Origin of the sequence: Clostridium homopropionicum DSM 5847, from assembly GCF_001263795.1 — a bacterium.
GTDB classification, from domain to species: domain Bacteria; phylum Bacillota; class Clostridia; order Clostridiales; family Clostridiaceae; genus Clostridium_H; species Clostridium_H homopropionicum.
Genome location: NZ_LHUR01000047.1, coordinates 23,757 through 49,686, shown reverse-complemented (window position 1 = coordinate 49,686; position 25,930 = coordinate 23,757). Strand labels below are relative to the sequence as shown.

The window sequence follows — 25,930 nt, the reverse complement described above, 5'->3', positions numbered from 1 at the left end:
GACTAGTCATCACCTCCAAGATAAGCTTTTATAACTGCAGGGTTGTTTTGAATTTCTTCAGGTAATCCTTCAGCTATCATTTTTCCATAGTCTAAAACATATATTCTATTGCAAACATTCATTACTAATGACATGTCGTGTTCTATAAGTATAATTGTAATCTTGAATTCATCTCTAATCCATCTGATTAGCTCCATTAGCTGGTTTGTTTCATTTGGATTCATACCTGCAGCTGGTTCATCAAGAAGAAGTACAGTAGGCTCAGATGCAAGTGCTCTTGCTATTTCGAGTCTTCTTTGTTCTCCGTAAGGCAAGTTTTTTGCAAGTTCTTCTTTTTTATCTAAAAGCTTAAAAACTTCAAGCAATTTTTCTACTTTATCTTGTGCAATTTTCTCTTCCTTATAGAATACAGGAAGTCTAAAAAAGGATGAAATTGCACCACTTTTTATGTTATTGTGTAATCCAATTTTAATATTTTCCTCTACAGTCATATTACCAAATAGTCTTATGTTCTGAAAAGTTCTAGAAACACCTAAGGCAGATATTTCATAAGGCTTTTTATTTTTAATTGAAAGCTCTTTATCAAAATTATATACTATATCACCTTCTGTAGGTGAATATATTCCCGTTAGCAGATTAAAGAGAGTAGTCTTTCCTGCCCCATTGGGTCCAATAAGACCAACTATTTCCTCAGAGTTTATGTCCATATTTACTTCAGATACAGCCTTTACTCCTCCAAAAAATCTAGATAGGTTACTTACCTTTACCACTGACATGTTCGGCTCCTCCTCTCTTAAAGAATTTTATTTTGTAATTACCCATAATTCCTTGTGGTCTGTAAACCATTATTACGAAAAGAATTACGGAATATATAACCATTCTGAGTTCAGGTACACTTTGAAGTACTAATGAAATTATTGAAAGAGCAACAGCTCCAACAACAGAACCCACCATACTTCCCATGCCTCCGAATACAACAATTACAAGTATGTCTATAGATTTCATAAATCCAAAAGCATCAGGTTTTATAAAGTAAAAATACCCAGAATATAATCCACCAGCTATTCCCGCAAAAAGTGCTCCTATTGCAAAAGCAAGTACTTTATAGTAAGTAGTATTTATTCCCATAGCTTCAGCAGCAATTTCATCTTCTCTAATTGCTATACAAGCTCTACCACTTTTTGAATCTATAAAGTTTTTTAGTAAAACTAAAGTTAACGCTACCATGAAAAAAAGCCATGTCCAAGTAGTATACTGTGGTATGTCATTCATTCCACTGGCTCCGCCTACATATTCATTGTTAAGTATAACAATTCTAACTATCTCTCCGAAACCAAGAGTAGCAATAGCTAAATAATCTCCCTTTAGTCTTAAGGTAGGTATTCCTATTATAATTCCTGCTAATGCAGCACATATAGCAGCTACAATTAATCCAACTACAAATGGTAACCCAAGCTTTGCTGTAACTACAGCTGAGGCATAAGCTCCTATTGACATAAAGGCTGCATGCCCTAGGGAAAATTGTCCTGTAAAACCTGTAATAAGATTAAGACTTACAGCTAATATTATGTTGATTCCTATTACAACTATATTAAGCAAAACATATGAATCAATAGTACCCATTCCAATTAATATTTGTCCTAATGCATAAAGGAGTAGGATAACTACTAATGATATGATATTCTTCTTATTTACTGCTTTCATAATATCCCTCCTACACCTTTTCTTTAGAGTTTTTACCTAATAAACCATTAGGTTTTATTAAAAGAATTATAATCAAAATTGCAAAGGCAACTCCATCTTTATATAGTGAGCCTCCATAAGCACTTACCATAGTTTCTGTCATGCCAAGGAAATACCCACCAAAAACAGCTCCTGGTATAATTCCTATACCGCCTATTACAGCTGCAACAAAGGCTTTAAGACCAGGTAAAATACCCATTAAAGGATTAATTGAGTTATAGTATACTCCCACAAGTACACCTGCAACTCCAGCTAGAGCAGATCCTATTGCAAAAGTAAAAGATATTGTTCTGTCTATGCTGATACCCATATATTGAGCTGCTTCACTATCCATTGATACGGCTCTCATTGCCTTACCGATTTTAGTTTTGTGAATTACATATTGAAGTAATAACATAAGAACTACTGTAATCACTATTATGTATATATCTGTAGTATTTAAAACTACTCCGCCATTAAAAAGCTTTATGCTTTTATTTGCTAGAACGCTTGGAAATGTTCTTGTTTCTGCTTTTACAAAATACATTGTTCCATACTCTAAAAACAAAGAAACTGCTATTGCAGTAATAAGTGCAGCAATTCTTGTAGATTTTCTGATTGGTTTATAAGCTACTTTTTCAATTATTATTCCGATTATTGCACAAGCTACCATAGCTATTATAAGTGCTGGGAAAAATCCAAGATGAAGAGAGGTTGTTACTGCAAATCCTATATAAGCTCCAAGCATGTATATATCACCATGTGCAAAATTAATCAGGTTTATGATTCCATATACCATTGTATATCCTAGTGCGATCAAAGCATATATACTTCCCAGAGAAAGTCCATTCACTAACTGCTGTAAAAACTGTTCCAATTCTTCTCACTTCCTTTTAAAAATTTATTAGAGAGCACAAAATTATTCAATTCATAAATGTACTCTCTAATAATAAAATTTATGGTTACTTTAGTTAATTCTTATTGTGGTGCTAATTTCTTTAAGAAAGTTTGTTCACCATTTTTCATTTCAAGTATAGTTATTGATTTTACTGGGTTATGATTTGCATCTATTGAAATTTCTCCAGTAATTCCTTTAAAGTTTTTAGTTGCTGCTAAAGCATCTTTAAGTTTAGTAGAATCTGCTTCTCCTGCTCTCTTTAAACCATCAGCAAGGAAATATGCAAGGTCATATCCAAGAGCGTTGAAAGCATTTGCTTCTTTATTGTATTTAGTCTTGAAAGCTTCTCTGAACTTAGTAACTTCTGGTGCAGTATCCATTGGAGAGTAGTGGTTTGTAAAGTAAACTTGATTTAAAGCAGCTTTTCCTGCAAGTTCTGCAAGTTTTGGAGATTCATATCCGTCTCCTCCAAGTACTGGTACGTTAAGACCAAGCTCTCTTGCTTGTTTTACTATTAAACCTACTTCTTCATAGTATCCTGGAAGGAATAATATATCAGGATTCGCTCCTTTAATCTTAGTTAAAACAGCTTTAAAATCTGTATCTTTTGCTTGATAAGCTTGTTCAGTTACTATTTGTCCTCCAAACTTAGCGAAAGTTTCTTTAAAGTTCTTAGCAAGTCCTTTACTATAATCACTTGTACTATCTATAAGTAAAGCAGCTTTTTTCTTTCCTAAATCTTGTGCTGCAAAGTTACCCATGATAACTCCTTGGAAAGAGTCACTGAAACAAGTTTTAAATACATATTCTCTTACTTTACCATTACTATCAACAGTAACGTCATCTGCTGTTGCAGAAGCTGAAATTAGAGGTACCTTATTTTGTATTGCTATTGGTGCTGCTGCTTTAGTATTTCCTGATGTTGCAGGTCCTAATATAGCAACAACCTTATCTTTAACTGCAAGCTTTGAAGCAACATTAGCTGACTCAGCATTATCCGACTTGTTGTCAACTTTAACTAATTCAATTTGTTTGTTTAAAACTCCACCATTTTTGTTTATTTCCTCTACCGCTAATTCAATACCCTCAACGAGTCCTTGTCCGTATGTTGCTACTCCCCCTGTTAGCTCATAGTTAAGACCCACTTTTATTGTTTTTGAATCTTTTGATGAGGTTGCTGCACTTTTGCTGCATCCAACAAAGGAACTAACAACTAATGCTGATGCTAGTAATAATGATAACTTTTTTTTCATAATATTTCCCCCTTTATAAATATTAAGAATTTGCCCTATTTCGAGAAAATTTAACAATTCTATAATTTTTAAACAATTATATGGAATTTATAAGATTTTCTGCATAAATATAGACTAAATTTTATAAAAAAAACGTCTCTACATGTATTTCATACACATAGAGGCGTTATTTACGCTGTACCACTCTACTTCACTATTAATTTTCATTAATAGTCTCCATTAGGTTCTTTTGACCCTAGCTTATTAACGCAGCCATGCGATATAACTTACTGAGATTCAGTTATACAACTCGGGAGTGAGTATTGCTACAAGATTTTGCCAGTTTTCAGCTGCCCCGGCTCTCTTTAAAAATCTTTAATAGTTTTGTCTCCGTCATTATTTTTATAAAAATATACAATAGATTTTAATCAATTTTTGTTAACTTACCTTAGTAAGTTATCAATGATGATATCATATTCTAAGCCATATGTCAACTATCATCTTTAATATTTGATAATGTGTTAAAACAATTATAATTGGCTCTGATATTATTATCCATTTTCACCATTCTACTTGTATCTAAATTAAACTAATGATAAAATAATGAATAATTATACTTAATATTAATCATTATATATGATAATGTATTTTGTTAATATTATTTTGGAAAGGAATGGAGTTTTTTTATGGAAAAAATTAAAATGAACGTGCCTCTTGTGGAGATGGACGGAGATGAAATGACTAGAATAATCTGGGCTAAGATTAAAGAGCACCTTTTGGAGCCTTATATAGATCTTAATACAGAGTACTATGACTTAGGTCTTGAGAAAAGAAACGAAACTGATGATAAAATAACTACAGACTCTGCAAATGCCATAACGAAATATGGTGTTGGAGTTAAATGTGCTACTATAACTCCTAATGCTGCTAGAGTTAAAGAATATAATTTAAAAAGTATGTGGAAGAGTCCAAATGGAACTATCAGAGCAATATTAGATGGTACTGTATTTAGAGCACCTATTATAGTAAATAACATTAAGCCTTCCGTAAAAACTTGGACAAAACCAATTACTGTTGCAAGACATGCTTATGGTGACGTATATAGAGATGTAGAAATTAAAGTTGAAGGAGCTGCCAAAGCTGAATTAGTAGTTACATATGCAAATGGAGAAGTTGCAAAACAAACTATTCACGATTTTTCAGGAGCAGGTGTAGTTTTAGGAATGCATAACACCGATAAATCTATTGAAAGCTTCGCAAGATCTTGCTTCAATTATGCACTAGATCAAAAACAAGATATCTGGTTTGCTACTAAGGACACTATTTCTAAAACTTACGATCATAGATTTAAGGATATTTTCCAAGAAATTTATGATAATGAATATGATGATAAATTCAAAGCTGCTGGCATTGAATACTTCTATACTCTTATAGATGATGCTGTAGCTCGTGTTGTAAAGTCAGAAGGCGGATTTATTTGGGCATGTAAAAACTATGACGGAGATGTAATGTCAGATATGGTAGCTACTGCATTCGGCAGCCTTGCTATGATGACTTCTGTTCTAGTATCGCCTGAAGGATTTTATGAATATGAAGCAGCTCATGGAACAGTTCAACGTCACTATTATCAACATTTAGAAGGAAAAGTAACTTCTACAAACTCCATGGCTACTATTTTTGCTTGGACAGGAGCTTTAAGAAAAAGAGGAGAGCTAGATAACAACGAAGCTCTAATAAACTTTGCAAACAAATTAGAGGAAGCTTCAATAAAAACTATTGAAGAAGGAGTAATGACAAAAGACTTAGCTTCTCTTGCAGAAGGTACAAATATAAAAACAGTAAACACAGAAGAATTCTTACTAGAAGTTAAACAACGTTTAGAAACTTTAATCTAAAACAAATGGTACTGGGGCTAAATTTCTTATATTTTCAGATTTTTTAGCCCCAGTACCATTACTTATTTAAATAAGAAGCTTCTTCTGTTTTAATTGATTCTCCTACTAACTTATTAATCTGCCTTATCTCTTCCTTTGTTAAGTATCTCCACTTTCCAGTAGGTAGCTCCCCTAACTTTACATTCATGATTCGTATTCTCTTAAGTTTTACAACATTATACCCTAGGTAGTCGCACATTCTTCTTATCTGTCTATTTAATCCTTGAGTTAAAATTATTCTAAATATATACTTACTCTTTTTTTCTACAAAGCATTTTTGAGTTACAGTATCTAAAATAGGTATACCATTTCCCATTCTTTTAATAAATTCAGGTGTAATTGGCTTATCTACTGTAACTATATATTCCTTTTCATGATTATTTCCTGCCCTTAAAATCTTATTTACTATATCTCCATCATTAGTTAAAAAAATAAGTCCCTCTGATGGCTTATCTAATCTTCCAATAGGGAAAATCCTCTTTGGATGATTTATGTAGTCTATTATATTGCCCTTAACTTTATGTTCAGTGGTACAGGTAATGCCCACTGGTTTGTTAAAAGCTACATATATAGGTTCTTCTTTAGCTTTTATAGGCTTCCCATTTACACTGACCTGGTCTTCATATGTAACCTTAGTTCCCATTTCTGCAACTATCCCATTAACTATCACTTTACTCTGTTCAATTAACTTATCTGCTTCTCTCCTTGAGCAAATTCCAGTTTCACTTATAAACTTATTTAATCTTATAGGTTCTCTACAGTTATCCTGCTCCTTATTCTTCATCTTCTACCTTCCCTTATATTATAATGTAATATACATTTCGTACTGAGCTAGCTTTTCTTTTGTAAAGCCTCATCTTTATGTAGGTTATAAAGTGCATTACTTATACCTAGCCCTCTATAATTAGAGCTTAAAGCTAAAGTTCCACACCTGATAGTTTTTATACCTTCATAATTTTTAATTCCACCAAGAATAACTCCTACAGGTTCATCTCCCTCTATTGCAATGATAATATTTAACACACCGCTTGTCTACCCCAAATTTTGTAAGACTTTTATAGGATAAGATCATAACTAGTTAAATCATTATTTAAATAAAATAATAGGAGGCGTTTATTAGATAAATTATCTAACAAACGCCTCCTTAGAGTAAAACATTTAGAATTATATAAACACTACTATTTATTTATTAAGCTCTTTATATAATTATTTATATCTTCATCAGTTTCCAAGCCTAAAACCTTATCAGCTATTTTTTTTGCATCTTCGTATTTTAGCGAATTTATAAGTTTTCTAGCAGGTAAAATAGATATTGGACTCATGCTGAATTCATCTAGCCCCATTCCCAATAGAATAGGAATCATTCTCTCATCTCCTGCAGATTCTCCACACATTCCCACCCATTTTTGTGCCTTGTGTGCATTATCAATAACCAGCTTTATTAATCTTAATACTGCTGGATTAAATTGATTATAAAGATGAGTTATCTTCTCATTCATTCTATCTACTGCACAAGTGTATTGTATTAAATCATTTGTTCCAATACTAAAGAAATCTACATATTTAGCAAGTATATCTGATATTATTGCTGCTGAAGGAACCTCTATCATCATACCAACTTCTATATTTTCAGAATATGAAAGCTTTTCTTGTTTAAGTTCCACTTTAACCTCTTCCAATATAGCTTTTGCTGATAAAAGTTCTTGCAGGCTGGATATCATAGGAAACATAATCTTTAGGTTTCCATAAACACTTGCCCTTAAAAGAGCCCTTAATTGAGTCTTAAACAAATCCTTTTTATCAAGGCAAAGCCTTATAGCTCTATATCCTAGGAAAGGATTCATTTCTTCTTCAATTTTTAAATATGGAAGCTTTTTATCTCCACCTATATCTAGGGTTCTTATAACTACTGGTTTATTATTTAATGCTTCTAGTACAGTCTTGTAAGCTTCAAATTGTGCCTCTTCACTTGGGGCTTCCTCCCCTTCCATATAAAGAAACTCTGTTCTATAAAGGCCTACACCTTCAGCATCATTTTTTAATATACCACTAATATCCTTAACTGAACCCATGTTGCTAACTAACTCTACTATTCTTCCATCTACAGTTTTTGTTTCTTTGCCAATAAGTCCTTGAAGCTCTTCTTTTTGTTTTGTATACTTTGCTTTTAATTGTTTAAATGCCTCAATAGTTTTATCGTCAGGATTAATAAAAACTTCCCCCGTAGATCCGTTAAATGCTATATAATCTCCATCTTTCACTCTGTCTGTTATGTCCTTTAGTCCAACAACTGCTGGTATTTCTAAGGATTTTGCCATAATTGCTGTATGAGAGGTCTTTCCTCCAATATTGGTTGCAAACCCTAAAACTTTAGTCTTATCCATAATAGCAGTATCTGAAGGAGTCAAGTCATGGGCTACAAGTATTACTTCTTCTTCTAAGCAAGATAAGTCAATATGCTTTATGCCTAAAATATGCCTTATAATTCTACTTGACACATCCTTTACATCTGCTACTCTTTCTTTCATATAATCATCATCCATGGCTTGAAACATATCAACGAACATATCTCTAACTTCTGAAATAGCATATTCTGCATTAACCTTATCTTCTCTTATTTTTTCAAATGCAGAATCTATAAATCCAGGGTCCTCTAGAACTAATAGATAGGTCCCAAATATTTTGGCCTTATCTTCTCCAAAGTCTTTCATAGCCTTATCTTGAACTTTAATTAGCTCTTTTCTTGATTCTTCTACAGCATCCTGTAATTTTTTTTCTTCCATTTCAGCGTTTTCAATATTTAATTTGCTAATTTCAAATTCACTGTGTTCAATTTTTAATACTTTCCCCAAAGCTATACCGGGTGAGGCATTAGTTCCTTTCAACATATTAATATCTCCTCATAAATATTAATTTTACTCTATTCGCCAAAGCCACTTTCGACAAGTTCAACTAAAGCATTTAATGCTTCCTCAGCATCTTCTCCATTGGTTATTATTGTTATTTCATTACCTTTCTTTAGCCCTAAGCTCATTAATATCATTACAGATTTTCCATTAACTTTTTTCCCTTTAAAATCAATTTGAACTTGTGATTTATATTTTGAAGCTGTTTTTACAAACTCTCCAGCTGGCCTAATATGAATTCCTTTTTCATTTTTTATTACAACTGTTTTTTCCATTATATTATCCTCCAAATCGCTTATAATTTATACTAAACTTTACTCTGTTACTGGCTTTTTTAGTGCTCCTAACATAAATGCTGTTACTAAAGAACCTATTAAAATTGCTAGAATATAAAACCAAGGATTTCCCTTAACTATTGGAATAACAAATAGTCCACCGTGAGGTGCTGGCAGTCCTATATTAAATAACATTGTTAATCCTCCAGCGATAGCTGATCCTACAATAATTGAAGGAATTACTCTAGCTGGGTCTGCAGCAGCAAATGGTATAGCTCCTTCAGTTATAAATGATGCTCCCATTACATAACAAGTTTTTCCTGCATCTCTTTCATTTCTAGTAAACTTATTTTTAAATATAGTAGTTGCAATAGCTATTCCTAAAGGTGGTACCATTCCACCTGCCATTATGGCAGCATGTGGTGCAAAATTTCCAGCATCTATCATTGCAATTCCAAAGGTAAAAGCTGCTTTATTTATTGGTCCGCCCATATCAACGGCCATCATACCGCCTAAAATTACTCCAAGTATTATTCTATTAGCTGCGCCCATACCGCTTAGCCAGTGTTGTAAAGCAAGATTCATACTCTTTACAGGATCAACTATCAAGAATAACATAATAGCTCCAGTAATAAATATACCTAATAGCGGATATAAAAGTACTGGTTTTATACCTTCTAAAGATTCCGGCAATCTACTAAATAGTTTTTTCAAAAATACTACTACATATCCACCTAAGAAACCTGCTATTAATCCGCCTAAGAAACCTGCTCCATTATTTGCTGCTATGAATCCTCCTACCATAGCTGGCGCAAAACCTGGTTTATCAGCTATACTTAATCCAATAAATCCCGCAAGCACAGGTACCATAAGTGAGAAAGCACTACCTCCACCTATATCCATTAACAATTTTGCAATTGGATTAAAGGCTGGGTCCTTAGGATCAAAAGCCTTGATTCCAAACATAAAGGATATAGCTATTAATATACCTCCACCTACTACAAATGGAAGCATATTTGAAACTCCGCTCATAAGGTGTTTATAAAAACCTGTTCTTTCATGTTTTACAGAGGAAACTGATTTATTTCCTCCTTTATGATGGTATATTTGTCCTTCTCCGTTTAATCCACTATTCAATAAACCTTCAGGATCTTTTATAGCTTGTGCTACAGGAACTATAATAACCTTCTTCCCTTCAAATCTTTCCATTTCTACTTGTCTATCAGCAGCAACTATTATAGCTTCTGCTTCTTCTATCTCTTCATTTGTTAATCTATTTTTAACTCCTGTAGAACCGTTTGTTTCTACCTTAACTTTTACTCCCATTTCCTTAGCTTTATTTCTAAGTGAATCCGCTGCCATGTAAGTGTGAGCAATTCCTGTTGGGCATGCTGTAACTGCTAAAATAAGTTTATCTGACTTCTTTTCTTCAATTTCTATGCTTTCTTCTTCTAATGAATTTTTCTTATCTTCCTCATCAATCAAGTTAAGTAACTCTTCTTTGCTTTTAACTTGAGCTACCTTTTCTCTAAATTCCTCATTTAAAAGTATCATGGATAATTTTGATACAGTTTCTAGATGCTCATTATTAGCTGTTTCTGCCCCAGCTATCATAAAAAATATATGCGCTGGCTGTCCATCCATTGAATCAAAATCTATTCCTTCCTTAGAATATCCAAAAGCTAAGCTTGGCTTTGTAACTACAGCACTCATAGCATGTGGAACTGCTACTCCATCTCCTACTCCAGTAGTAGATAATTCTTCCCTTTTCCGTATAGCTTTTTTAAATTCTCCCTTATCCTTTATATTTCCCGCGGAATAAAGTTTATCTATAAGTTCATCAAGTACTTCAATCTTTGTCTTAGCTTTTAATTCTAATATAATAGTCTCTTTGCTTAACAAATCTGTTATTTTCATAATTATTCTCCCTTCCTTATAATTTAATTTTTGTAATTTTTACTTCATTTATTAAATTCTCAACGTCTTTTTTCGTACATAGATCCATCGAAAAAGCTGTAGCACTTCCTGAAGCCGCTGCCCATTTAAATGCTTCAACTACATTAAAGTTTTTTGAATAATCTGCAAGGAACCCTCCTATCATTGAATCTCCTGCCCCTACAGAGTTTTTAACTATCCCTTTAGGTGCCGATGCATGATAATAACCTTCACTGCACACTAAAAGTGCCCCTTCTCCTGCCATTGAAATTACTACATTTTGCGCTCCCATTTGGATTAGCTCTTGCCCATATTGTAATGCCTCTTCTCTAGTAATTATATGAGCATCAAATATCTCAGCTAATTCTTTTATGTTAGGCTTAACTAAAAAAGGTTTATATTCTAAAGTACTTACTAAAGCTTCACCAGTTGTATCCACAATAAACTTTACCTCTTTATCTGTACAACCTTTTTGAATTTCTGTATAGACATTTCTTGGTAAACTACTCTGTGCATTACCCGCAAGCACTATAAAATCTCCTGCTTTAGCATTTTGAACTTTCTTTATCAGCTCTTCTAAATGTGTTTTTTCAATATTAGGTCCTGCACCATTAATTTCAGTCTCCTCATTGGATTTAAGTTTAACGTTTATTCTTGTATCTTCTGTAACATTAATAAAATCTGTCTCTATTCCCTCATTTTCAAGAAATCTCTTAACATATTCTCCAGTAAATCCTCCAGTAAATCCTAGGGCCTTATTTTTTATATTAAATCCATTTAGAACTCTTGATACATTTATTCCTTTGCCTCCAGGATACTTTTGGTCCATTTCGACTCTATTTACTTCACCAGCTTTGAAATTTTTCACTCTAACAATGTAGTCAATAGATGGATTAAAGGTTATTGTGTAAATCATCTTCCGATACCACCTTTATTTTAGTTTTCTCCTTGTATATCTTATAGTTTTCCACTCTTGCGTTGGTTATTATACTTGCTTTATTCAGCTCAGCAACCTTACAAAAGGTTATCTCACCGAATTTGCTATCATCAGCAAGAACAAAGGACTCTTTAGAAAATTTTATAGCATTCTCCTTCATCGCTGCTTCCTCTATATCTGGAGTTGTATAGCCATAATTAAAGTGAATTCCGTTTATCCCTATAAATGCTTTGTCAAATCTAAATTTTTCAATACTTCTTACAGCATCTATTCCAATAATTGCTTTAGTTATTGCTTTTACTTTGCCTCCAAGGATGTAAGCGTTTATTCCTTTTTCAACTAGAGCATCTAAGTGCTTTAACCCATTAGTTACAACAAAGATATTAGACTTATTTATGTGTTTTATCATTTCAAAAGTAGTAGTTCCTGCATCTAAGTATATACAATCTCCTTCTTGTACTAAGGAAGCTGCATATTCAGCTATAATTGACTTTTCATTTATATTTTTATCAAGTTTTTCATTGTAACTGAGTTCAGTATAGCTTCTATTTAAAAGCGTAGCTCCTCCATGAACTCTTTTAAGAGCATTTATACTTTCTAAGTAAGTCAAGTCACGTCTTATGGTAGATTCAGAAGTATCAGTTAAGTTAACAAATTCATTAATTTTTACAATTCCTTTTTTTGATAAAATATCTATTATAAGTTTATGTCTTTCTTCAGTTAACATGTAATCACCTCTCTATGCAATCATTATAATCCAAAATCAATCAAAAAGCAATCGATTTCATTTAAATTTCAATCATTTTTAATCAAAAATAATCAACACTGATCATTCATAATCAAAACCTATTATCCCTTAACTTATTCATAAGTAAACTAAGGTATTTTTATTAATTTATTAATTAATAATTTTTACATAAATAAAAAAGATGCTGCTGGTTAAAATACTACTTATATTCAGAAACATCTTAAATTTAAATTTTTGATTATATTTTCTACAATAATACTCTATCTAGTACCTTGCAAAGAATACTTATCATATCATCTGTATCCTTCTGAGTAACTATTAAAGGTGGCATAATACGAATAATATTAGGCCTTGGTGAATTTAATAAAAGTCCTTCACTTAAGCATCCCGCTGCAACCTCACTGCCTTTATCTTCAGGAAGATCAAAAGCTATAAGCAATCCTCTTCCCCTTATATTTGTTAATTCGTATTTATCTTTTATTTCATTTAGTTTTTCTACTATATATTCACCTTGCACTTTGGCATTATATGAAAGATTTTGATTGATTATTTCACTAACTACAGCCTTTCCTACAGCCATACCAAGTGGCTGAGCGGAATAGCTACCTCCTTGATCCCCAGGTTCAAATATATTAAACTCTTCTTTGACTAGTAATGCAGATAAGGGATAACCGCCCCCTATTCCTTTTGCAAGGGTCATTATATCTGGCTCAATTTCATAATATTCATAAGCAAATAAACTACCGGTTCTTCCAAGACCAGTTTGAACTTCATCAAAAATCAGAAGAATACCATGTTTTTTACATATCTCACTGACTGCTTTTACATAATCTTTACTTAGTTCGTAAACTCCACCTTCCCCTTGTATAGGTTCTAACATAACTGCACAAGTATTAGAGGTTATGGATGTTTTAATAGCCTCCAAATCATTTATTGGTACATGTTTGAAACCTGGAACCTTTGGCTCATATAACTTATCCCAAGCTGCCTTACCAGTTGCGGACATTGCAGCAAGAGTTCTTCCATGAAAACTATTAATGTTTGTGATTATTTCATAAGCTCCATTAAAAAACTTAGCTCCATATTTTCTTGCCAGTTTTATAGCTCCTTCATTTGCTTCTGAACCACTATTGGCGAAAAATACTCTATCAAAGCACGACTTATCTGTAAGAAGTTTTGCAAATTCAATCATAGGCCTATTATAAAATGAAGGACTTGCATTTATTAAAGTGTTACCTTGATTTATCAGAGCTTCTTTAAGAACCCTTGGACAATGTCCCAAAGCTGTCACAGCCCATCCACCAATAAAATCAATATAACTCTTCCCTTCAGTATCCCGCAAGTACATACCTTCTCCACGCTCCATTACAATGTTGGGACGCACCGTAGTAAAAAGAATGGATTTGTTAGCTTCTTTTATAAGTTCATTTGTATCATTTAAATCATACCCCATAAATTTCAACACCTCTCATATTTATTTATCACTATAATTAATAGACTTTTTATAATTATACTATATTATGCATAATTATAAAATAGTTAGCATTCAATTTCATTGGGCATTTTTTCGACATTTTAGCATAGTCATCGCTTAATCATCATTATGTATCCATTAGAATAATTATTAGGATAATAAACTTTTATGAATATTTATGCAGCAGATGATGCTTTATATGAAATAGCTTTTAGCCTAAATTTGTAAAATTTAAAAGGATGTAGAGTCAAAACAATAAATGTTTATTACCTCTACACCCTTTTATAATTTGTATTTCATAGATTTCTATTGAAATCTTATCAATTCTTTCAAAAATATCTTTAAAAACATTTTTAGTGCTATTTGTATTTTGGGTTTCATTATCTATCATTTCTACAATGTTTTGTGTAAAGTAAACAGACTTTTAACCTTCATGTCTAATTGATTAACGGTAGTACTTACTTTTTTTGCAAAATCATTTATATTAAGTATATCCTCAATACTATTATTTACATATCTTTCTCCATCAAGGGCAAGCTTTGATAAAACGCTTGATATATCATTTGCACTTTCTGTACTTGTCTCTATATTTTCTATTGAATTGACAAAACTATTGATACCACTATGAAATTCATTAATATCTGATGTAGTGTTTTCAGTTGCATATAGTATTTTACCTAGGTTACAATCAATTCCTTCTATATTGCTCTTTGAATAATTAAATACCTCTAATAAAGTTACTGATACCTTGCTTATTGCATCATTTATTTTTTTCAATCTCATCAATTACCAATCCTAATTTTTTCTTTACTTCTATTTCATTATTTAATGTACTATCTAACTTTCTATTATTCTCTTCTGATTTATACTGATTTATACCAGCAATGAAAGCAAATATTCCTAGAAAGATAGGTGCAGTATCGATTACCATTAATAAAACATTGAATTTATGTAACGCTACTATGCCCTCATAATTAATATTAATATTTATTATTATTTAAAAATATTATACTTCTTCTTATTATGTTTTGTAAATTAAATGTCCAAATTTACCACATTATATTAATAATTTATATATCTTTAAAAGAATTTCAAGAAAATTTATTTCAAGGTAAAATATGTTGAGTTATAATTATTGATATAAATAAAATTTTTTATGAAGGGATTGAGACATATGAAAAAAATTATTCCTGAAATATATGTTAAAGATTGTAAAAATGCACTTGAATATTATGAAGAAATATTTGGTGGAGAAATTAAAAATGTTCAAATGGCTGATGGGAAAGAAATGTTCAAGGGCTTTGAAGGAAAAGTAATCCATTCGGAACTTCATATAAATCCTAATTGTGTAATATATTTTGTAGATATATTTGAAGAGAAAAACTATGTATCAAATATTAATCTAGTATTAGAGTTAGAAAGTGAAGAAGAAATTAATAGAGTATATAAAGCTTTAATGAAAAATGGATCAATAAAATTTGAATTACAAAAGACCTTTTGGGGTGCTTTTCATGCAGTAGTAACTGATTGCTATGGTATTACATGGGGGTTAAATTATTCTCTAAAATAAAAAATAAAGTTAATTATTTCTAAAATAGTAGCACCAACTAAAAGTGGATGCCTGCTATTTTTATTTTTCTCCTTTCTCCGGTGCCTGGCACCTTATCTCCTTATCTTTTATTATTCCATTATTTATGTTAAGATTTATTTGTAAGATTTATTAGATAATATAATTTATTACATTGTAATAGAGGTGAAAACATGACAAAATACTTTAACAGAAAAAAGGTAGAACTACTAGCTCCTTCTGGTACCATGGAGACCTTTAGAAGTATGGTTAATGCGAACTGTGATGCCATTTACTTTGGTGGTAAATCCTTAAATATGAGAATGATGAGAAAAGGGTATAACTTTTCTGATGAAGAAATTTCAGAAGCTGTTAAAATGGCACATAATGTTGATAAAAAGGTTTATGTAACTGTAAACAATATGCTTAATGATTTTGAGATAAATGAAGCAACTGAGTACCTCCACTTTTTAAATGATGAAAAAGTTGACGGTATTATAGTTCAGGATCTTGGTATCTTACAAATTTGCAAAGAGAGAAATTATAACAATTTTGAAATTCATTCTTCTATTATGATGAATGTACATAATATAGAGTTTGTTAAAAAGCTAAAGGAACTTGGAGTATCTAGGGTGGTGCTTTCAAGGGAGATGAATTTAGAAACAGCAAAACATCTTCAAAAAGAAACAGGCATAGAAACAGAGTATTTTGTCCATGGAGATATGTGCGCTGTAGATGGGGCAAACTGTTACTGCAGTTCTGTTGTACTAGGCAATAGCTCCAACAGGGGTAGATGTTTTAAGCCTTGCAGATGGCCTTATCTTGTAAAAAAAGATGGTTCTGTGTTTTCTACAGAATATCCTCTTGCAGCAAAGGATATGTATATGTACGAGCATATACCTGAATTAATCGAGGCAAATATAACTTCCTTTAAGGTAGAGGGGCGTATGAGAGATACTGACTTCATAGTAAAACTTGTAAACATTTACGGTGATGCTATCGATAGATATATTGAAAATCCTTTAAGTTTTAATAGAAAAAAGCAAGCTGATGAACTATACAAAAATAGGAAACGTGATTTTACTACTGCTTATGCCTTTTCGAAGCCTGGATTAAAGTTTATTAATACAAGATATGAAGGTACAGGCAAGTTCTATTCTACAGGTAAGGTCTTTTCTACACCTACACAAGAGCCTAATATAACTGATGATATTATAAATGATACTAAAGCTGAATTAACTAGTTATGCTGAGAATAGCTATGATAAAAATCAGCCTTCCAAACACAGGTTATCTATTAAGGTAAATAATTATGATCAAGCTAAGCTGTGTATAGAGCTTGGAGTAGATCGTATCTATTTACCTTGTGAAGTTTTGTCTCCAGACGAATTTATCAGCGTAGAACAGCTTAAAAACCCAGTTGATTCAAAGAACTCTACTGAAATTTATCTGGATTTACCTCAAATTATGGATGAGCTTCAATTTGATATAACAGACCATTATTTAGAAAAGTACGGTTATCTCTATGATGGATTATTAGTGTCCAACCTAGGAGCTATAAGAAAATATGCTGGCAAATATCCATTAATAACAAATTATAATTTAAATATTTATAACCATAAGGCTCTGGAGTTTTATAAGAATCAAGGGATAAACGAAGCTACTATATCTATTGAAGCAAAACAGAGAGAACTTCCAAAATTTATTTCTATGGCAGAGACACCTTTAGAACTTATTGTTCACGGTCCATTAAGAGTTATGTACTTAGATCATAACTTATACGATAACGTATCTGCATCTAAGATTATAGAAGCAGGAGATAATAAATATGTTGATAATAGTATATTGGTATTAATGACTGACAAGGGTGAAAATCCTGTGTATATAGATCAGAATGAGAGAAACCATTTATTTACCTCTAAAGAACTCTGTATGCTTCCAGTACTTGATGCATTGAATTTTGATAAGCCTATAGGCTTCCGTATTGAAGGACAAACCTATAGCTTAGAAGAATTAAAAAGTATAATAGAAGTATATAAAAAAGCAATTGAAGATAAAGCTAAATGCACAGAATTATTCCAGAATATGAAATCATATAGAGCTGGTTTTACTCTAGGCGCTCTAACTTTTAAAAACATATAGAGGAGGAATTGTTTATGAATTATATAGGTCCAGCAAAAATACTTGAAAAAAGAGGAGAATACTTTTTCCCTGCCAACTCATGTTTTTATAAGAATCCACCTCAAATAGTTAGGGGTTCCATGCAGTATCTTTTTGATCAGGATAATAAAAAATATATAGACTTTTACGCTGGGGTTTCTGTAATGAATTGCGGACATTCAAATCCTAAGATTATTGAAACTGCAATAGAACAGCTAAGTAAGCTTCAACATACAACTACTTTATATTTAACTCAGCCCATTGTTGACCTTGCAGAAAAACTCTCTAAAATTCTTCCTGGAAATATTAAAAGAACCTTCTTTTGTGTAACTGGATCAGAGGCCAACGAAGGTGCTATGGCATTAGCAAGATTATACACTAAAAAGAATGGATTTATCGCTTTAAATGGAGGACTGCACGGCAGAACTCACTTGACCTTAAGTGTAACAGGAATTCCCATGTGGAGACTTGATGATAATTTAGTTAAAGAAGATATTTTTTTCATCGACAGACCATATTCTCCTGACACTAGCTATGAGAAAGCTATGAAAAAATCCTTAAAACAGCTGGAAGCTGTTTTAAAGGAACATGGCCATAAGATATCTGCAATGATATTAGAGCCTATACAGGGTAACGGTGGAATCATCATGTATCCAAAAAATTATATAAAACAGGTCAAACAGTTATTAGAATCCTATAAGGTTTTATTAATCGTTGATGAAGTACAAACTGGCTACGGTAGAACAGGCAAAATGTTTTGTATAGACCACTACGGAGTTGTTCCAGATATTATAGTTACTGCTAAGGCCCTAGGAAATGGAATCCCTATATCCACCTTCTCTACCACAGATGAAATTGCAAAAGCTTTTAACAGTCCTTCCGCGTCTACTTTTGGTGGTAATCCAGCAGCTGCTCAAAATGCTTTAGGTGTACTTGATTATATAGAAAAAAATCACCTAGTAGAAAGAGCTGATGCCTTAGGAAAACTCTTAAGAGAGAGATTAGAAAGGCTTTCTTCCCCATTTATACAGGAAGTTCGGGGTGCTGGCTTAATGATGGGATTACAAATTCAATCAAACAGTGATAAGCTTTCTTCTGCAGAAATTACTGACTTTATTTTAGAGGAAATGAAGGATTTAGGTTTTCTCATTGGTAAAAACGGCTTAAATAGAGATGTTTTGGCTTTTCAACCTCCTCTTGTTATTTCAGAAGAGGATATAAACGCTATGGTTACAGCATTAGAAAAAACTCTAGAAAAAGTTTATCTTACAATTAAGGAGAAATAAGATGGCGTATAAAGATTTACAAGCCTTTATTAAACACTTAGATGAAAAGGGCTTACTAAAAAGAATATCAACTGAAGTAGATCCCGAACTAGAAATTACTGAAATAGCAGATAGAATATCAAAAAAGTATGGTCCTGCACTTTTATTTGAAAAGGTAAAAGGCTCACCATATCCAGTACTTATCAATGCTATGGGAACCTATGAAAGAATGAGCATGGCTCTTAATGTTGAAAAGCTTGATGATATAGGCAGCGATATTGAAGAATTTATTGATATGTCAAATTACTTAGGACTTATGAATAAGATTCACTCCTTGCCAAAGCTTGCACGAATGGCAATGGTATTTCCTATTAAGCTTCCAACTAAGGGGGCTTGTCAGGAAATTATAGAAAACGCTCCTGATTTATCCACATTACCAATATTAAAATGCTGGCCAGGTGATGCAGGAAGATTTATAACCCTTCCACTTGTTATTACTAAAGATCCTGAAAGTGGCATTCAAAACATGGGAATGTACAGGTTACAGGTCTTTGATAAAAATACCACCGGCATGCACTGGCATCTTCACAAGGATGGAAGAGAAATATACGAAAAATATAAGCTTCAAGGGGGTAAAATGCCAGTGTCCGTAGCTCTAGGCTGTGATCCTGCCATTACATATTCGGCTACAGCACCTCTTCCAAAGATGATTGATGAAATGATGTTCGCAGGATTTTTAAGAAAAGCACCAGTGAAGCTTGTAAAGTCTATTACTAACGATATATATGTACCTGCTGATGCAGAATTTATAATTGAAGGTTATGTAGATGTTAATGAAGAATTAAGACTTGAAGGACCTTTTGGAGATCATACTGGATATTATTCTCTTGCTGATTACTACCCTGTATTTCATGTAATCTGCATAACTCATAAGAAAAATCCAATATATCCAACAACCATAGTTGGTAAACCTCCTATGGAAGACTGCTACATGGGTAAAGCAACAGAGAGAATTTTCTTACCACTACTAAAGATGCAGCATCCTGAAATAATTGACTTTAATTTCCCTTTAGAAGGGGTATTCCATAATTGTGTTATCGTGTCAATAAAGAAGCGTTACCCAGGTCATGCTAAGAAAATAATGAACTCATTATGGGGTATGGGTCAAATGATGTATACAAAAATGATAATAGTTGTTGATGAAAACATTTCTCCTCAAGATTTATCCACAGTAGCTTGGAAGGTATTCAACAATATAGACGCTAAGAGGGACATAGTTATATCAGAAGGACCTTTGGATGCTTTAGATCATGCATCAAATCTGCCTCATTACGGATATAGAATGGGTATAGATGCAACTAAGAAATGGCCAAGTGAAGGTCATACTAGAGAATGGCCAGATGATATTGAAATGACAGAAGATATTAAGGATCTAGTTACAAGGAGGTGGACTGAGTATGGTATTGACTAAGGTTATAAAAAAAGCTCATGACTACGGAGTTTTAGTCATGTTTTCACATACTATTTTTTCACTATCCTTTGCCCTTATTTCTATGCTTCTTGCAAGTGAAGGGCTCCCTTCTCCTTATGTGATATTCTGGATTCTAGTTGCCTTTATGGGTGCTAGAACTGGTGCAAACGCTATAAATAGAGTCATTGATGCTGAAATTGATGCTAAAAATCCAAGAACTGCAGTAAGGCAGCTACCTCAAGGACTTCTTAAGAAAAAAGAAGTCATAGTATTTACTGCAGCATGCTTTCTGATAATGGTCATAGCAGCAGCTATGCTAAATCCAATATGCTTACTGCTTTCTCCTGTTGGACTATTTTTAATGATAATATACTCATATACTAAACGGTTTACTTGGGCATGCCACTTGGTCTTAGGAATTACTTCTGCGGCAGCCCCTGTTGGAGCCTGGCTTGCAGTTACAGGAAAAATCTCTTGGCTACCTCTCTTTATGGGTGCAGCTAACACTCTCTGGGTAGCAGGTTTTGATATAATTTACGGTTCACAGGATTACGACTTTGATACTAATAATGGCATTCATTCAATACCTGCCAGGTTTGGAGTTAAAAATGCTTTGCATATTGCTACCTTTTTTCATGCAATTACAATAATTTTATTAGTTTTTGTTGGAATCTTAAGTAATCAGCTTGGAGTAATTTATTACACTGGATTAGCAATTATATCTGTCTTGTTTATAGCAGAGCATAAGATGGTATCACCTGATAATTTATCTAATGTAAAAATTGCCTCATACAGTATAAATCAGCTCATAAGTATCTCATTTCTAGTTTGTGGAGTAATTGATGCATTAGTATAATAATTTTAGAGGTGATTTTCCGTGAAAAGCATTATTATTGGCATTACTGGTGCCAGTGGAAGCATATACGCTATTAGATTAATTGAAGAACTCTTGAAAAATAATATAAATATTTATGTGATTTGTACAGAAACCGGAAGAAAAGTTGTAAAGTTTGAGACAGGAACTGATATAGATGAATGGATAGGCAACTTAAGTAAAGCCTCTAACAATATTCATTTAGAGGATATAAATAATCTATTTTCTTCAGTTGCCAGCGGCTCCTTTAAATTTGATTCCATGATTATATTGCCTTGTTCCATGGGAACACTTGCAGAAATCAGTAATGGCTTAGCTAAGAATTTGTTATGCAGGGCTGCTGATGTAGCCCTTAAGGAAAACAGGCGTCTAATCATCGTTCCAAGGGAAACCCCTTTTAACGCTATACATCTTGAAAATATGTTAAAGCTTTCAAGACTAGGAGTTACTATTCTTCCTGCAATGCCCGGATTTTATCATAAACCTAAGACAATAGAAGATCTAATAAACTTTGTTGTAGGAAAAATCTTGGATTCACTTTCGATAGAAAATACCTTGTTCAAAAAATGGGGGGATTAATAAATGATTAATTATAAAAAAATATTTTCACTAATTATAACTTCTATGTTCGCAGTATCCTTAGTAGCTTGTTCGCCTTCTAAAAACGCGGGGACTTCCTCCAAACAAACCTTAAACTTCGGAGCTATGGGGTCTGTAGATGCTGTTCCATTTGTAATAGCTAATGAAAAGGGCTTTTTTAAAGAAGAAGGGGTAGATGTTAACTTCCAAATATTTAAAAACTCTAAAGATAGAGATGCCGCACTGCAAGCTGGAAAACTTGATGGAATAATTGGCGATGAAGTGGCTATCTGTCTTTACCAAAATGCAGATTTTGATGTGAAAATAACCGGAGTTACTGATGGCGATTTTATGCTAATAGCAAATGGCAAAACCGGAATAAAATCAATAAAGGACATTAACGGTAAAAGTGTAGCTATATCTGAAAAAACAGCAATTGAATATTCCCTAGATAAAATACTTGAGAAAAACTCACTTAAACCTGAAGCTGTAAAAAAATCAATAGTTCCTCCTATTCCTACTAGACTTGAAATGTTAAGAAATAATAATGTTGACGCAGCCTTACTTCCAGAACCCTTCTCCAGTCTTGCTATTAAAGATGGGGGTATACTTCTTGGAAGCGCAAGAAGTATTGGAATTTATTCTTCAATATCAGCCTTTACACAAAAATCAGTAGATGCTAAAGCTAACGATATCAAGGCCTTTTACAGAGCTTATAATAAAGCTGTTGATTATCTAAACAATACTTCTATAACAGAATTTGAGGATGCAATAATAAAAACCGTTGGATACTCTGCAGATATGAAAGGTAAGATTAAACTGCCTAAATTCAGGAAGAATATCCTTCCATCAGAGGCTGAAGTTAAAGAAGCTATTGATTGGACAATAAATAAAGGACTTGTAAAAAAGAATCTTGACCCTAAGAGTCTAATGAATGATATAGGGGTTAACTAATCTTATGGAGGATTCTATGCTTGAGATAAATAATCTTTCTGTAAGTTATAATTCCAATAAAAGAATAGTGAAAGCATTAGGCCCTATTAGTATGAGAATAGAAGCAGGAGAAATATATGCAGTTATAGGTCCCTCTGGCTGCGGAAAATCCACTTTGCTTCATACTCTAAGTGGACTAATACCAGTTTTTCATGAAGAAGTATTGCTCAACAATCATCCATTAAATCCAAAACAGCATAATATAGGATTTATACCTCAAAACTTTGGGCTTCTTCCTTGGAAGACTGTTGAAAAAAACTACTTACTTTCTCTAAAAATAAAAGGAAACTCAATTGATGATACTCTGAATGAAAGAATTGAACATATTTTAAATAAATTAAATATTAATCATTTAAAGGAGAGATACCCAAGTGAGTTAAGCGGAGGCCAGAAGCAAAGGGTTGCAATTGCTAGAGCCTTTATAATGAATCCAGACTTACTATTGATGGACGAGCCATTTTCAGCCTTAGATGCTCTTACAAGAGAAGAAGCTCAAGAACTTTTCATAAGTTTATGGAATCAATATAAAATTACTACACTATTTGTAACACACAGCATTGAAGAAGCTATATATATGGGAAAAAAGATTGTAATTATGTCCAATTGCCCTGGTACCATAGTAGAAATAATTAATAATCCCCTTTTTAACACTGAAAATTTAAGACAAAGTGAAGAATATATTAGATTATCATCGTATTTAAGAGGCATTATAAAAAAAGGGTGGTCACTGTGAATACAATAAAAAAGATTAAGATTTTCCTTCAAGGTTTTTTAATGGTTAATATTTTATGGTACCTTCTATCAATAATAATTAACTTAAAAGTTCTACCAAAGCCAATAGATGTATACATTAATATGAGTAACTTGTATGACGAAAAGTTATATACCCATATCTTAGCAAGCTTGTACAGGGTAGTTAGTGGAATTAGCATTTCTCTAGTTTTAGGTGTATCTTTAGGATTATTAATGGCTTATTCGAGTATATGGAATAAAATATTGAATCCATTAGTTTATTTTTCTTACCCTATTCCTAAGACTGCCTTACTGCCTATAGTAATTCTTTTATTTGGGCTTGGTGATATATCAAAAATTATAATAATAATATTAATATTAGTGTTTCAGATTATTGTAACTGTTAGGGATGCCATACTAAATATTCCTTCTGATACCTATGGACCCTTAAAAAGTCTTGGAGCCTCAAAGCTTCAAATATTCGCAAATGTTACAGTACCAGCTATACTGCCAGAATTGCTCACAAGCTTAAGACTTTCTATAGGAACAGCACTTTCTATATTATTTTTTACTGAAGGCTATGGAACCCAATATGGTATAGGTTATTATATTTTAGATGCTTGGACTAGAATAGATTATATTGGAATGTATGCTGGTATAATAGTATTAAGTATATTAGGTTTTATTATTTTTATTTTGATAGATGCTTTAGAAGAGACGGTATGTAAATGGAAAGCTTAAAAAACAACTCTTATCGCTAATAAGTTTAACTATAAGAGTTGTTTTAATTATTCTTCTGGTAACTTTTTAATTAGTACTCTGCTTATTCTCTTCCTATCACATTTTAATATAATAAATTGATAATTTTCATAGGTAACTTTATCATTAATTTGAGGATATGCCGTTAACTGTGAGTAAACCCATCCTCCAATGGTATCAATATTTTCAACTTCAATTTCTGTTTCTAACAGTTCATTAATATCATCAATTATGACTTTTCCATCTACAATATAATTACCATCTTCAGTTTTAGCGATTTCGTAGCCTTCTTCATCAAACTCATCCTGAATTTCTCCAACGATCTCTTCTAAAATATCTTCAATAGTTACTAATCCAAATGTTCCTCCATACTCATCAATAACTATAGCCATTTGTACTTTTTCTCTTTTAAATACTTTTAATAATTCACTTATTGACATAGATTCTGGAACAAACTTAATCTCACGAATAATGTCTTCTATATTTTGATTATTGCTCTCAATTTTCTGCTTATATAAATCCTTTATGTGAACAAAACCAAGAACATTATCTTTGCTTTCCTTGCATACTGGGTATCTTGTTAACTGTTCAGATAAGGCATATGTTATAATTTCCTCGAAAGAATCCTCTAAAAAAATACATGCCATATCTGTACGAGGTATCATTATTTCCTTTACGGTTTTCTCAGAAAAGTCAAAAATATTGTCTACAAAAGTTAATTCAGTTTTATCTATTAAACCATGTTTATAACTTTCTTCCACCAATAACTTTATTTCTTCATCCGTATGAGCAGCTTCATGTTCATCAACTTGTGAAATCCCAAATATCTTTAATACCAAATCAGTACTATGATTAAAAAGCCACATAACTGGATAAGTTACTTTATAAAACATTATAAGTGGTAAGGCTGTACCCATAGCTATCTTTTCTGCACTTATAATTGCTAATGATTTAGGAGCTAATTCCCCAAGTACAATGTGAAATCCCGTAATAATTGAGAATCCTATTATGAATGAAATTGAGTGTACAGCAGTTTCTGAAAGATTAAATAAATTAAATAACGGCTTTAACAAACCCGCAACAGCCGGTTCCCCTACCCACCCTAAGCCTAAAGATGCTAAAGTTATCCCTAGCTGACATGCTGATAAGTAATCATTTAAATCTTTAACAACCTTTAAAGTGTGTTTTGCTCTTTTATCTCCTTCGATAACTAAGGTTTCTATTCTTGACTTTCGCACTTTAACCATGGCAAACTCTGTGGCAACGAAAAAAGCATTCATAAATACCAATAATAATGCAATAACGATATTTGCTAAGATAATCATATATTAGCAGTTCTCCTCCCAAGTCAGTATATCTTTATTATTTATAAAACTATCCTAAATTATAATTATCATTATACCATAAATAACTAATTTTACTACAAAGTTATTTTTTAATTAAAGTTTAAAGGTATAAATAATAATATTT

At 32.3% G+C, this 25,930-nt stretch carries 25 protein-coding genes and 1 other annotated feature; of the genes, 10 read left to right on the top strand and 15 right to left on the bottom strand.

The window, feature by feature from the left end; translation table 11 throughout:
• Nucleotides 1–2: 2 nt before the first annotated feature.
• The 4 genes from CLHOM_RS17620 to CLHOM_RS17605 form a co-directional block, all read right to left on the bottom strand.
• Nucleotides 3–776 carry an ABC transporter ATP-binding protein gene (locus CLHOM_RS17620; RefSeq protein ID WP_052222992.1) on the bottom strand — a complete coding sequence of 258 codons (774 nt, stop codon included), beginning with the start codon at nt 774–776 and terminating at the stop codon, nt 3–5.
• Nucleotides 754–1,704, bottom strand: coding sequence for a branched-chain amino acid ABC transporter permease (locus CLHOM_RS17615; protein WP_052222991.1), 951 nt, complete (start codon nt 1,702–1,704; stop codon nt 754–756). Before CLHOM_RS17615 ends, CLHOM_RS17620 begins: the two co-directional genes overlap by 23 nt.
• 10 nt (nt 1,705–1,714) lie before the next feature.
• The gene (locus CLHOM_RS17610; RefSeq protein WP_052222990.1) at nt 1,715–2,599 is read right to left on the bottom strand and encodes a branched-chain amino acid ABC transporter permease; all 885 of its coding nucleotides are present in this window, start codon (nt 2,597–2,599) and stop codon (nt 1,715–1,717) included.
• 101 nt (nt 2,600–2,700) lie between these two features.
• Complete coding sequence (locus CLHOM_RS17605) at nt 2,701–3,873, bottom strand: ABC transporter substrate-binding protein (RefSeq protein ID WP_052222989.1); 1,173 nt, start codon at nt 3,871–3,873, stop codon at nt 2,701–2,703.
• A 156-nt stretch (nt 3,874–4,029) separates the two neighbouring features.
• Nucleotides 4,030–4,258, bottom strand: a binding site (T-box leader).
• A gap of 280 nt (nt 4,259–4,538) precedes the next feature.
• Here CLHOM_RS17605 and CLHOM_RS17600 point away from each other — a divergent pair.
• The gene (locus CLHOM_RS17600; protein WP_052222988.1) at nt 4,539–5,747 is read left to right on the top strand and encodes an NADP-dependent isocitrate dehydrogenase; all 1,209 of its coding nucleotides are present in this window, start codon (nt 4,539–4,541) and stop codon (nt 5,745–5,747) included.
• A 58-nt stretch (nt 5,748–5,805) separates the two neighbouring features.
• Here CLHOM_RS17600 and rluF read toward each other — a convergent pair whose 3' ends face one another.
• The 10 genes from rluF to CLHOM_RS18425 form a co-directional block, all read right to left on the bottom strand.
• The gene (rluF, locus tag CLHOM_RS17595; protein ID WP_052222987.1) at nt 5,806–6,570 is read right to left on the bottom strand and encodes a 23S rRNA pseudouridine(2604) synthase RluF; all 765 of its coding nucleotides are present in this window, start codon (nt 6,568–6,570) and stop codon (nt 5,806–5,808) included.
• Nucleotides 6,571–6,617: 47 nt separating this feature from the next.
• Nucleotides 6,618–6,809 carry a GNAT family N-acetyltransferase gene (locus CLHOM_RS17590; RefSeq protein WP_052222986.1) on the bottom strand — a complete coding sequence of 64 codons (192 nt, stop codon included), beginning with the start codon at nt 6,807–6,809 and terminating at the stop codon, nt 6,618–6,620.
• A gap of 155 nt (nt 6,810–6,964) precedes the next feature.
• Nucleotides 6,965–8,674 carry a phosphoenolpyruvate--protein phosphotransferase gene (ptsP, locus tag CLHOM_RS17585; RefSeq protein WP_052222985.1) on the bottom strand — a complete coding sequence of 570 codons (1,710 nt, stop codon included), beginning with the start codon at nt 8,672–8,674 and terminating at the stop codon, nt 6,965–6,967.
• Between the two features lie 32 nt (nt 8,675–8,706).
• Nucleotides 8,707–8,967, bottom strand: a complete 261-nt coding sequence (locus CLHOM_RS17580; RefSeq protein ID WP_052222984.1) for an HPr family phosphocarrier protein — start codon at nt 8,965–8,967, stop codon at nt 8,707–8,709.
• 39 nt (nt 8,968–9,006) lie between these two features.
• Nucleotides 9,007–10,884 (bottom strand): PTS fructose transporter subunit IIABC, encoded by a 1,878-nt coding sequence (locus CLHOM_RS17575; protein ID WP_052222983.1) that lies wholly within the window; start codon nt 10,882–10,884, stop codon nt 9,007–9,009.
• Between the two features lie 16 nt (nt 10,885–10,900).
• Nucleotides 10,901–11,818 (bottom strand): 1-phosphofructokinase, encoded by a 918-nt coding sequence (gene pfkB / locus CLHOM_RS17570; RefSeq protein WP_052222982.1) that lies wholly within the window; start codon nt 11,816–11,818, stop codon nt 10,901–10,903.
• Nucleotides 11,796–12,566, bottom strand: a complete 771-nt coding sequence (locus tag CLHOM_RS17565; protein WP_052222981.1) for a DeoR/GlpR family DNA-binding transcription regulator — start codon at nt 12,564–12,566, stop codon at nt 11,796–11,798. Before CLHOM_RS17565 ends, pfkB begins: the two co-directional genes overlap by 23 nt.
• A 268-nt stretch (nt 12,567–12,834) precedes the next feature.
• Nucleotides 12,835–14,040, bottom strand: a complete 1,206-nt coding sequence (locus CLHOM_RS17560) for an aspartate aminotransferase family protein (protein WP_052222980.1) — start codon at nt 14,038–14,040, stop codon at nt 12,835–12,837.
• 414 nt (nt 14,041–14,454) lie between these two features.
• Entirely contained in the window at nt 14,455–14,844 is a 390-nt protein-coding gene (locus CLHOM_RS17555; RefSeq protein ID WP_052222979.1) for a hypothetical protein, read from the bottom strand.
• Entirely contained in the window at nt 14,822–14,992 is a 171-nt protein-coding gene (locus CLHOM_RS18425) for a hypothetical protein (protein ID WP_161803237.1), read from the bottom strand. Before CLHOM_RS18425 ends, CLHOM_RS17555 begins: the two co-directional genes overlap by 23 nt.
• 243 nt (nt 14,993–15,235) lie before the next feature.
• Here CLHOM_RS18425 and CLHOM_RS17550 point away from each other — a divergent pair, with 243 nt between their 5' ends.
• The 9 genes from CLHOM_RS17550 (at nt 15,236) to CLHOM_RS17510 (ending at nt 24,442) form a co-directional block, all read left to right on the top strand.
• On the top strand, nt 15,236–15,631 hold the full coding sequence (locus CLHOM_RS17550) for a VOC family protein (protein ID WP_052222978.1): 396 nt from the start codon (nt 15,236–15,238) through the stop codon (nt 15,629–15,631).
• A 191-nt stretch (nt 15,632–15,822) separates the two neighbouring features.
• On the top strand, nt 15,823–17,769 hold the full coding sequence (locus CLHOM_RS17545; protein WP_052222977.1) for a U32 family peptidase: 1,947 nt from the start codon (nt 15,823–15,825) through the stop codon (nt 17,767–17,769).
• A 14-nt stretch (nt 17,770–17,783) separates the two neighbouring features.
• Nucleotides 17,784–19,073 (top strand): aspartate aminotransferase family protein, encoded by a 1,290-nt coding sequence (locus tag CLHOM_RS17540; protein WP_052222976.1) that lies wholly within the window; start codon nt 17,784–17,786, stop codon nt 19,071–19,073.
• Nucleotide 19,074: 1 nt separating this feature from the next.
• Nucleotides 19,075–20,523 (top strand): menaquinone biosynthesis decarboxylase, encoded by a 1,449-nt coding sequence (locus tag CLHOM_RS17535; RefSeq protein ID WP_052222975.1) that lies wholly within the window; start codon nt 19,075–19,077, stop codon nt 20,521–20,523.
• Nucleotides 20,510–21,379, top strand: coding sequence for a UbiA-like polyprenyltransferase (locus tag CLHOM_RS17530; RefSeq protein ID WP_052222974.1), 870 nt, complete (start codon nt 20,510–20,512; stop codon nt 21,377–21,379). The genes CLHOM_RS17535 and CLHOM_RS17530 overlap by 14 nt, the downstream gene beginning before the upstream one ends.
• 21 nt (nt 21,380–21,400) lie before the next feature.
• Entirely contained in the window at nt 21,401–21,976 is a 576-nt protein-coding gene (locus tag CLHOM_RS17525; RefSeq protein ID WP_052222973.1) for a UbiX family flavin prenyltransferase, read from the top strand.
• Between the two features lie 3 nt (nt 21,977–21,979).
• Nucleotides 21,980–22,930: an ABC transporter substrate-binding protein gene (locus CLHOM_RS17520; RefSeq protein ID WP_052222972.1), complete on the top strand. Its 951-nt coding sequence runs from the start codon at nt 21,980–21,982 to the stop codon at nt 22,928–22,930.
• A 16-nt stretch (nt 22,931–22,946) separates the two neighbouring features.
• Nucleotides 22,947–23,702 (top strand): ABC transporter ATP-binding protein, encoded by a 756-nt coding sequence (locus CLHOM_RS17515; protein ID WP_052223009.1) that lies wholly within the window; start codon nt 22,947–22,949, stop codon nt 23,700–23,702.
• Nucleotides 23,699–24,442 (top strand): ABC transporter permease, encoded by a 744-nt coding sequence (locus tag CLHOM_RS17510; RefSeq protein ID WP_052222971.1) that lies wholly within the window; start codon nt 23,699–23,701, stop codon nt 24,440–24,442. Before CLHOM_RS17515 ends, CLHOM_RS17510 begins: the two co-directional genes overlap by 4 nt.
• 47 nt (nt 24,443–24,489) lie before the next feature.
• Here the strand turns inward: CLHOM_RS17510 and CLHOM_RS17505 are convergent, their stop codons facing one another.
• Nucleotides 24,490–25,785 carry a hemolysin family protein gene (locus CLHOM_RS17505; protein ID WP_052222970.1) on the bottom strand — a complete coding sequence of 432 codons (1,296 nt, stop codon included), beginning with the start codon at nt 25,783–25,785 and terminating at the stop codon, nt 24,490–24,492.
• Nucleotides 25,786–25,930 lie beyond the last annotated feature (145 nt).

Excerpts from the sequence above, each read along its gene's own strand:
- CLHOM_RS17620 (WP_052222992.1), bottom strand. The coding sequence starts at position 776 with ATGTCAGTGGTAAAGGTAAGTAACCTATCTAGATTTTTTGGAGGAGTA.
- CLHOM_RS17615 (WP_052222991.1), bottom strand. The coding sequence starts at position 1,704 with ATGAAAGCAGTAAATAAGAAGAATATCATATCATTAGTAGTTATCCTA.
- CLHOM_RS17605 (WP_052222989.1), bottom strand. The coding sequence starts at position 3,873 with ATGAAAAAAAAGTTATCATTATTACTAGCATCAGCATTAGTTGTTAGT.
- CLHOM_RS17600 (WP_052222988.1), top strand. The coding sequence starts at position 4,539 with ATGGAAAAAATTAAAATGAACGTGCCTCTTGTGGAGATGGACGGAGAT.
- rluF (WP_052222987.1), bottom strand. The coding sequence starts at position 6,570 with ATGAAGAATAAGGAGCAGGATAACTGTAGAGAACCTATAAGATTAAAT.
- ptsP (WP_052222985.1), bottom strand. The coding sequence starts at position 8,674 with ATGTTGAAAGGAACTAATGCCTCACCCGGTATAGCTTTGGGGAAAGTA.
- CLHOM_RS17580 (WP_052222984.1), bottom strand. The coding sequence starts at position 8,967 with ATGGAAAAAACAGTTGTAATAAAAAATGAAAAAGGAATTCATATTAGG.
- CLHOM_RS17575 (WP_052222983.1), bottom strand. The coding sequence starts at position 10,884 with ATGAAAATAACAGATTTGTTAAGCAAAGAGACTATTATATTAGAATTA.
- pfkB (WP_052222982.1), bottom strand. The coding sequence starts at position 11,818 with ATGATTTACACAATAACCTTTAATCCATCTATTGACTACATTGTTAGA.
- CLHOM_RS17565 (WP_052222981.1), bottom strand. The coding sequence starts at position 12,566 with ATGTTAACTGAAGAAAGACATAAACTTATAATAGATATTTTATCAAAA.
- CLHOM_RS17560 (WP_052222980.1), bottom strand. The coding sequence starts at position 14,040 with ATGGGGTATGATTTAAATGATACAAATGAACTTATAAAAGAAGCTAAC.
- CLHOM_RS17555 (WP_052222979.1), bottom strand. The coding sequence starts at position 14,844 with ATGAGATTGAAAAAAATAAATGATGCAATAAGCAAGGTATCAGTAACT.
- CLHOM_RS18425 (WP_161803237.1), bottom strand. The coding sequence starts at position 14,992 with ATGGTAATCGATACTGCACCTATCTTTCTAGGAATATTTGCTTTCATT.
- CLHOM_RS17550 (WP_052222978.1), top strand. The coding sequence starts at position 15,236 with ATGAAAAAAATTATTCCTGAAATATATGTTAAAGATTGTAAAAATGCA.
- CLHOM_RS17545 (WP_052222977.1), top strand. The coding sequence starts at position 15,823 with ATGACAAAATACTTTAACAGAAAAAAGGTAGAACTACTAGCTCCTTCT.
- CLHOM_RS17540 (WP_052222976.1), top strand. The coding sequence starts at position 17,784 with ATGAATTATATAGGTCCAGCAAAAATACTTGAAAAAAGAGGAGAATAC.
- CLHOM_RS17535 (WP_052222975.1), top strand. The coding sequence starts at position 19,075 with ATGGCGTATAAAGATTTACAAGCCTTTATTAAACACTTAGATGAAAAG.
- CLHOM_RS17530 (WP_052222974.1), top strand. The coding sequence starts at position 20,510 with ATGGTATTGACTAAGGTTATAAAAAAAGCTCATGACTACGGAGTTTTA.
- CLHOM_RS17520 (WP_052222972.1), top strand. The coding sequence starts at position 21,980 with ATGATTAATTATAAAAAAATATTTTCACTAATTATAACTTCTATGTTC.
- CLHOM_RS17515 (WP_052223009.1), top strand. The coding sequence starts at position 22,947 with ATGCTTGAGATAAATAATCTTTCTGTAAGTTATAATTCCAATAAAAGA.
- CLHOM_RS17505 (WP_052222970.1), bottom strand. The coding sequence starts at position 25,785 with ATGATTATCTTAGCAAATATCGTTATTGCATTATTATTGGTATTTATG.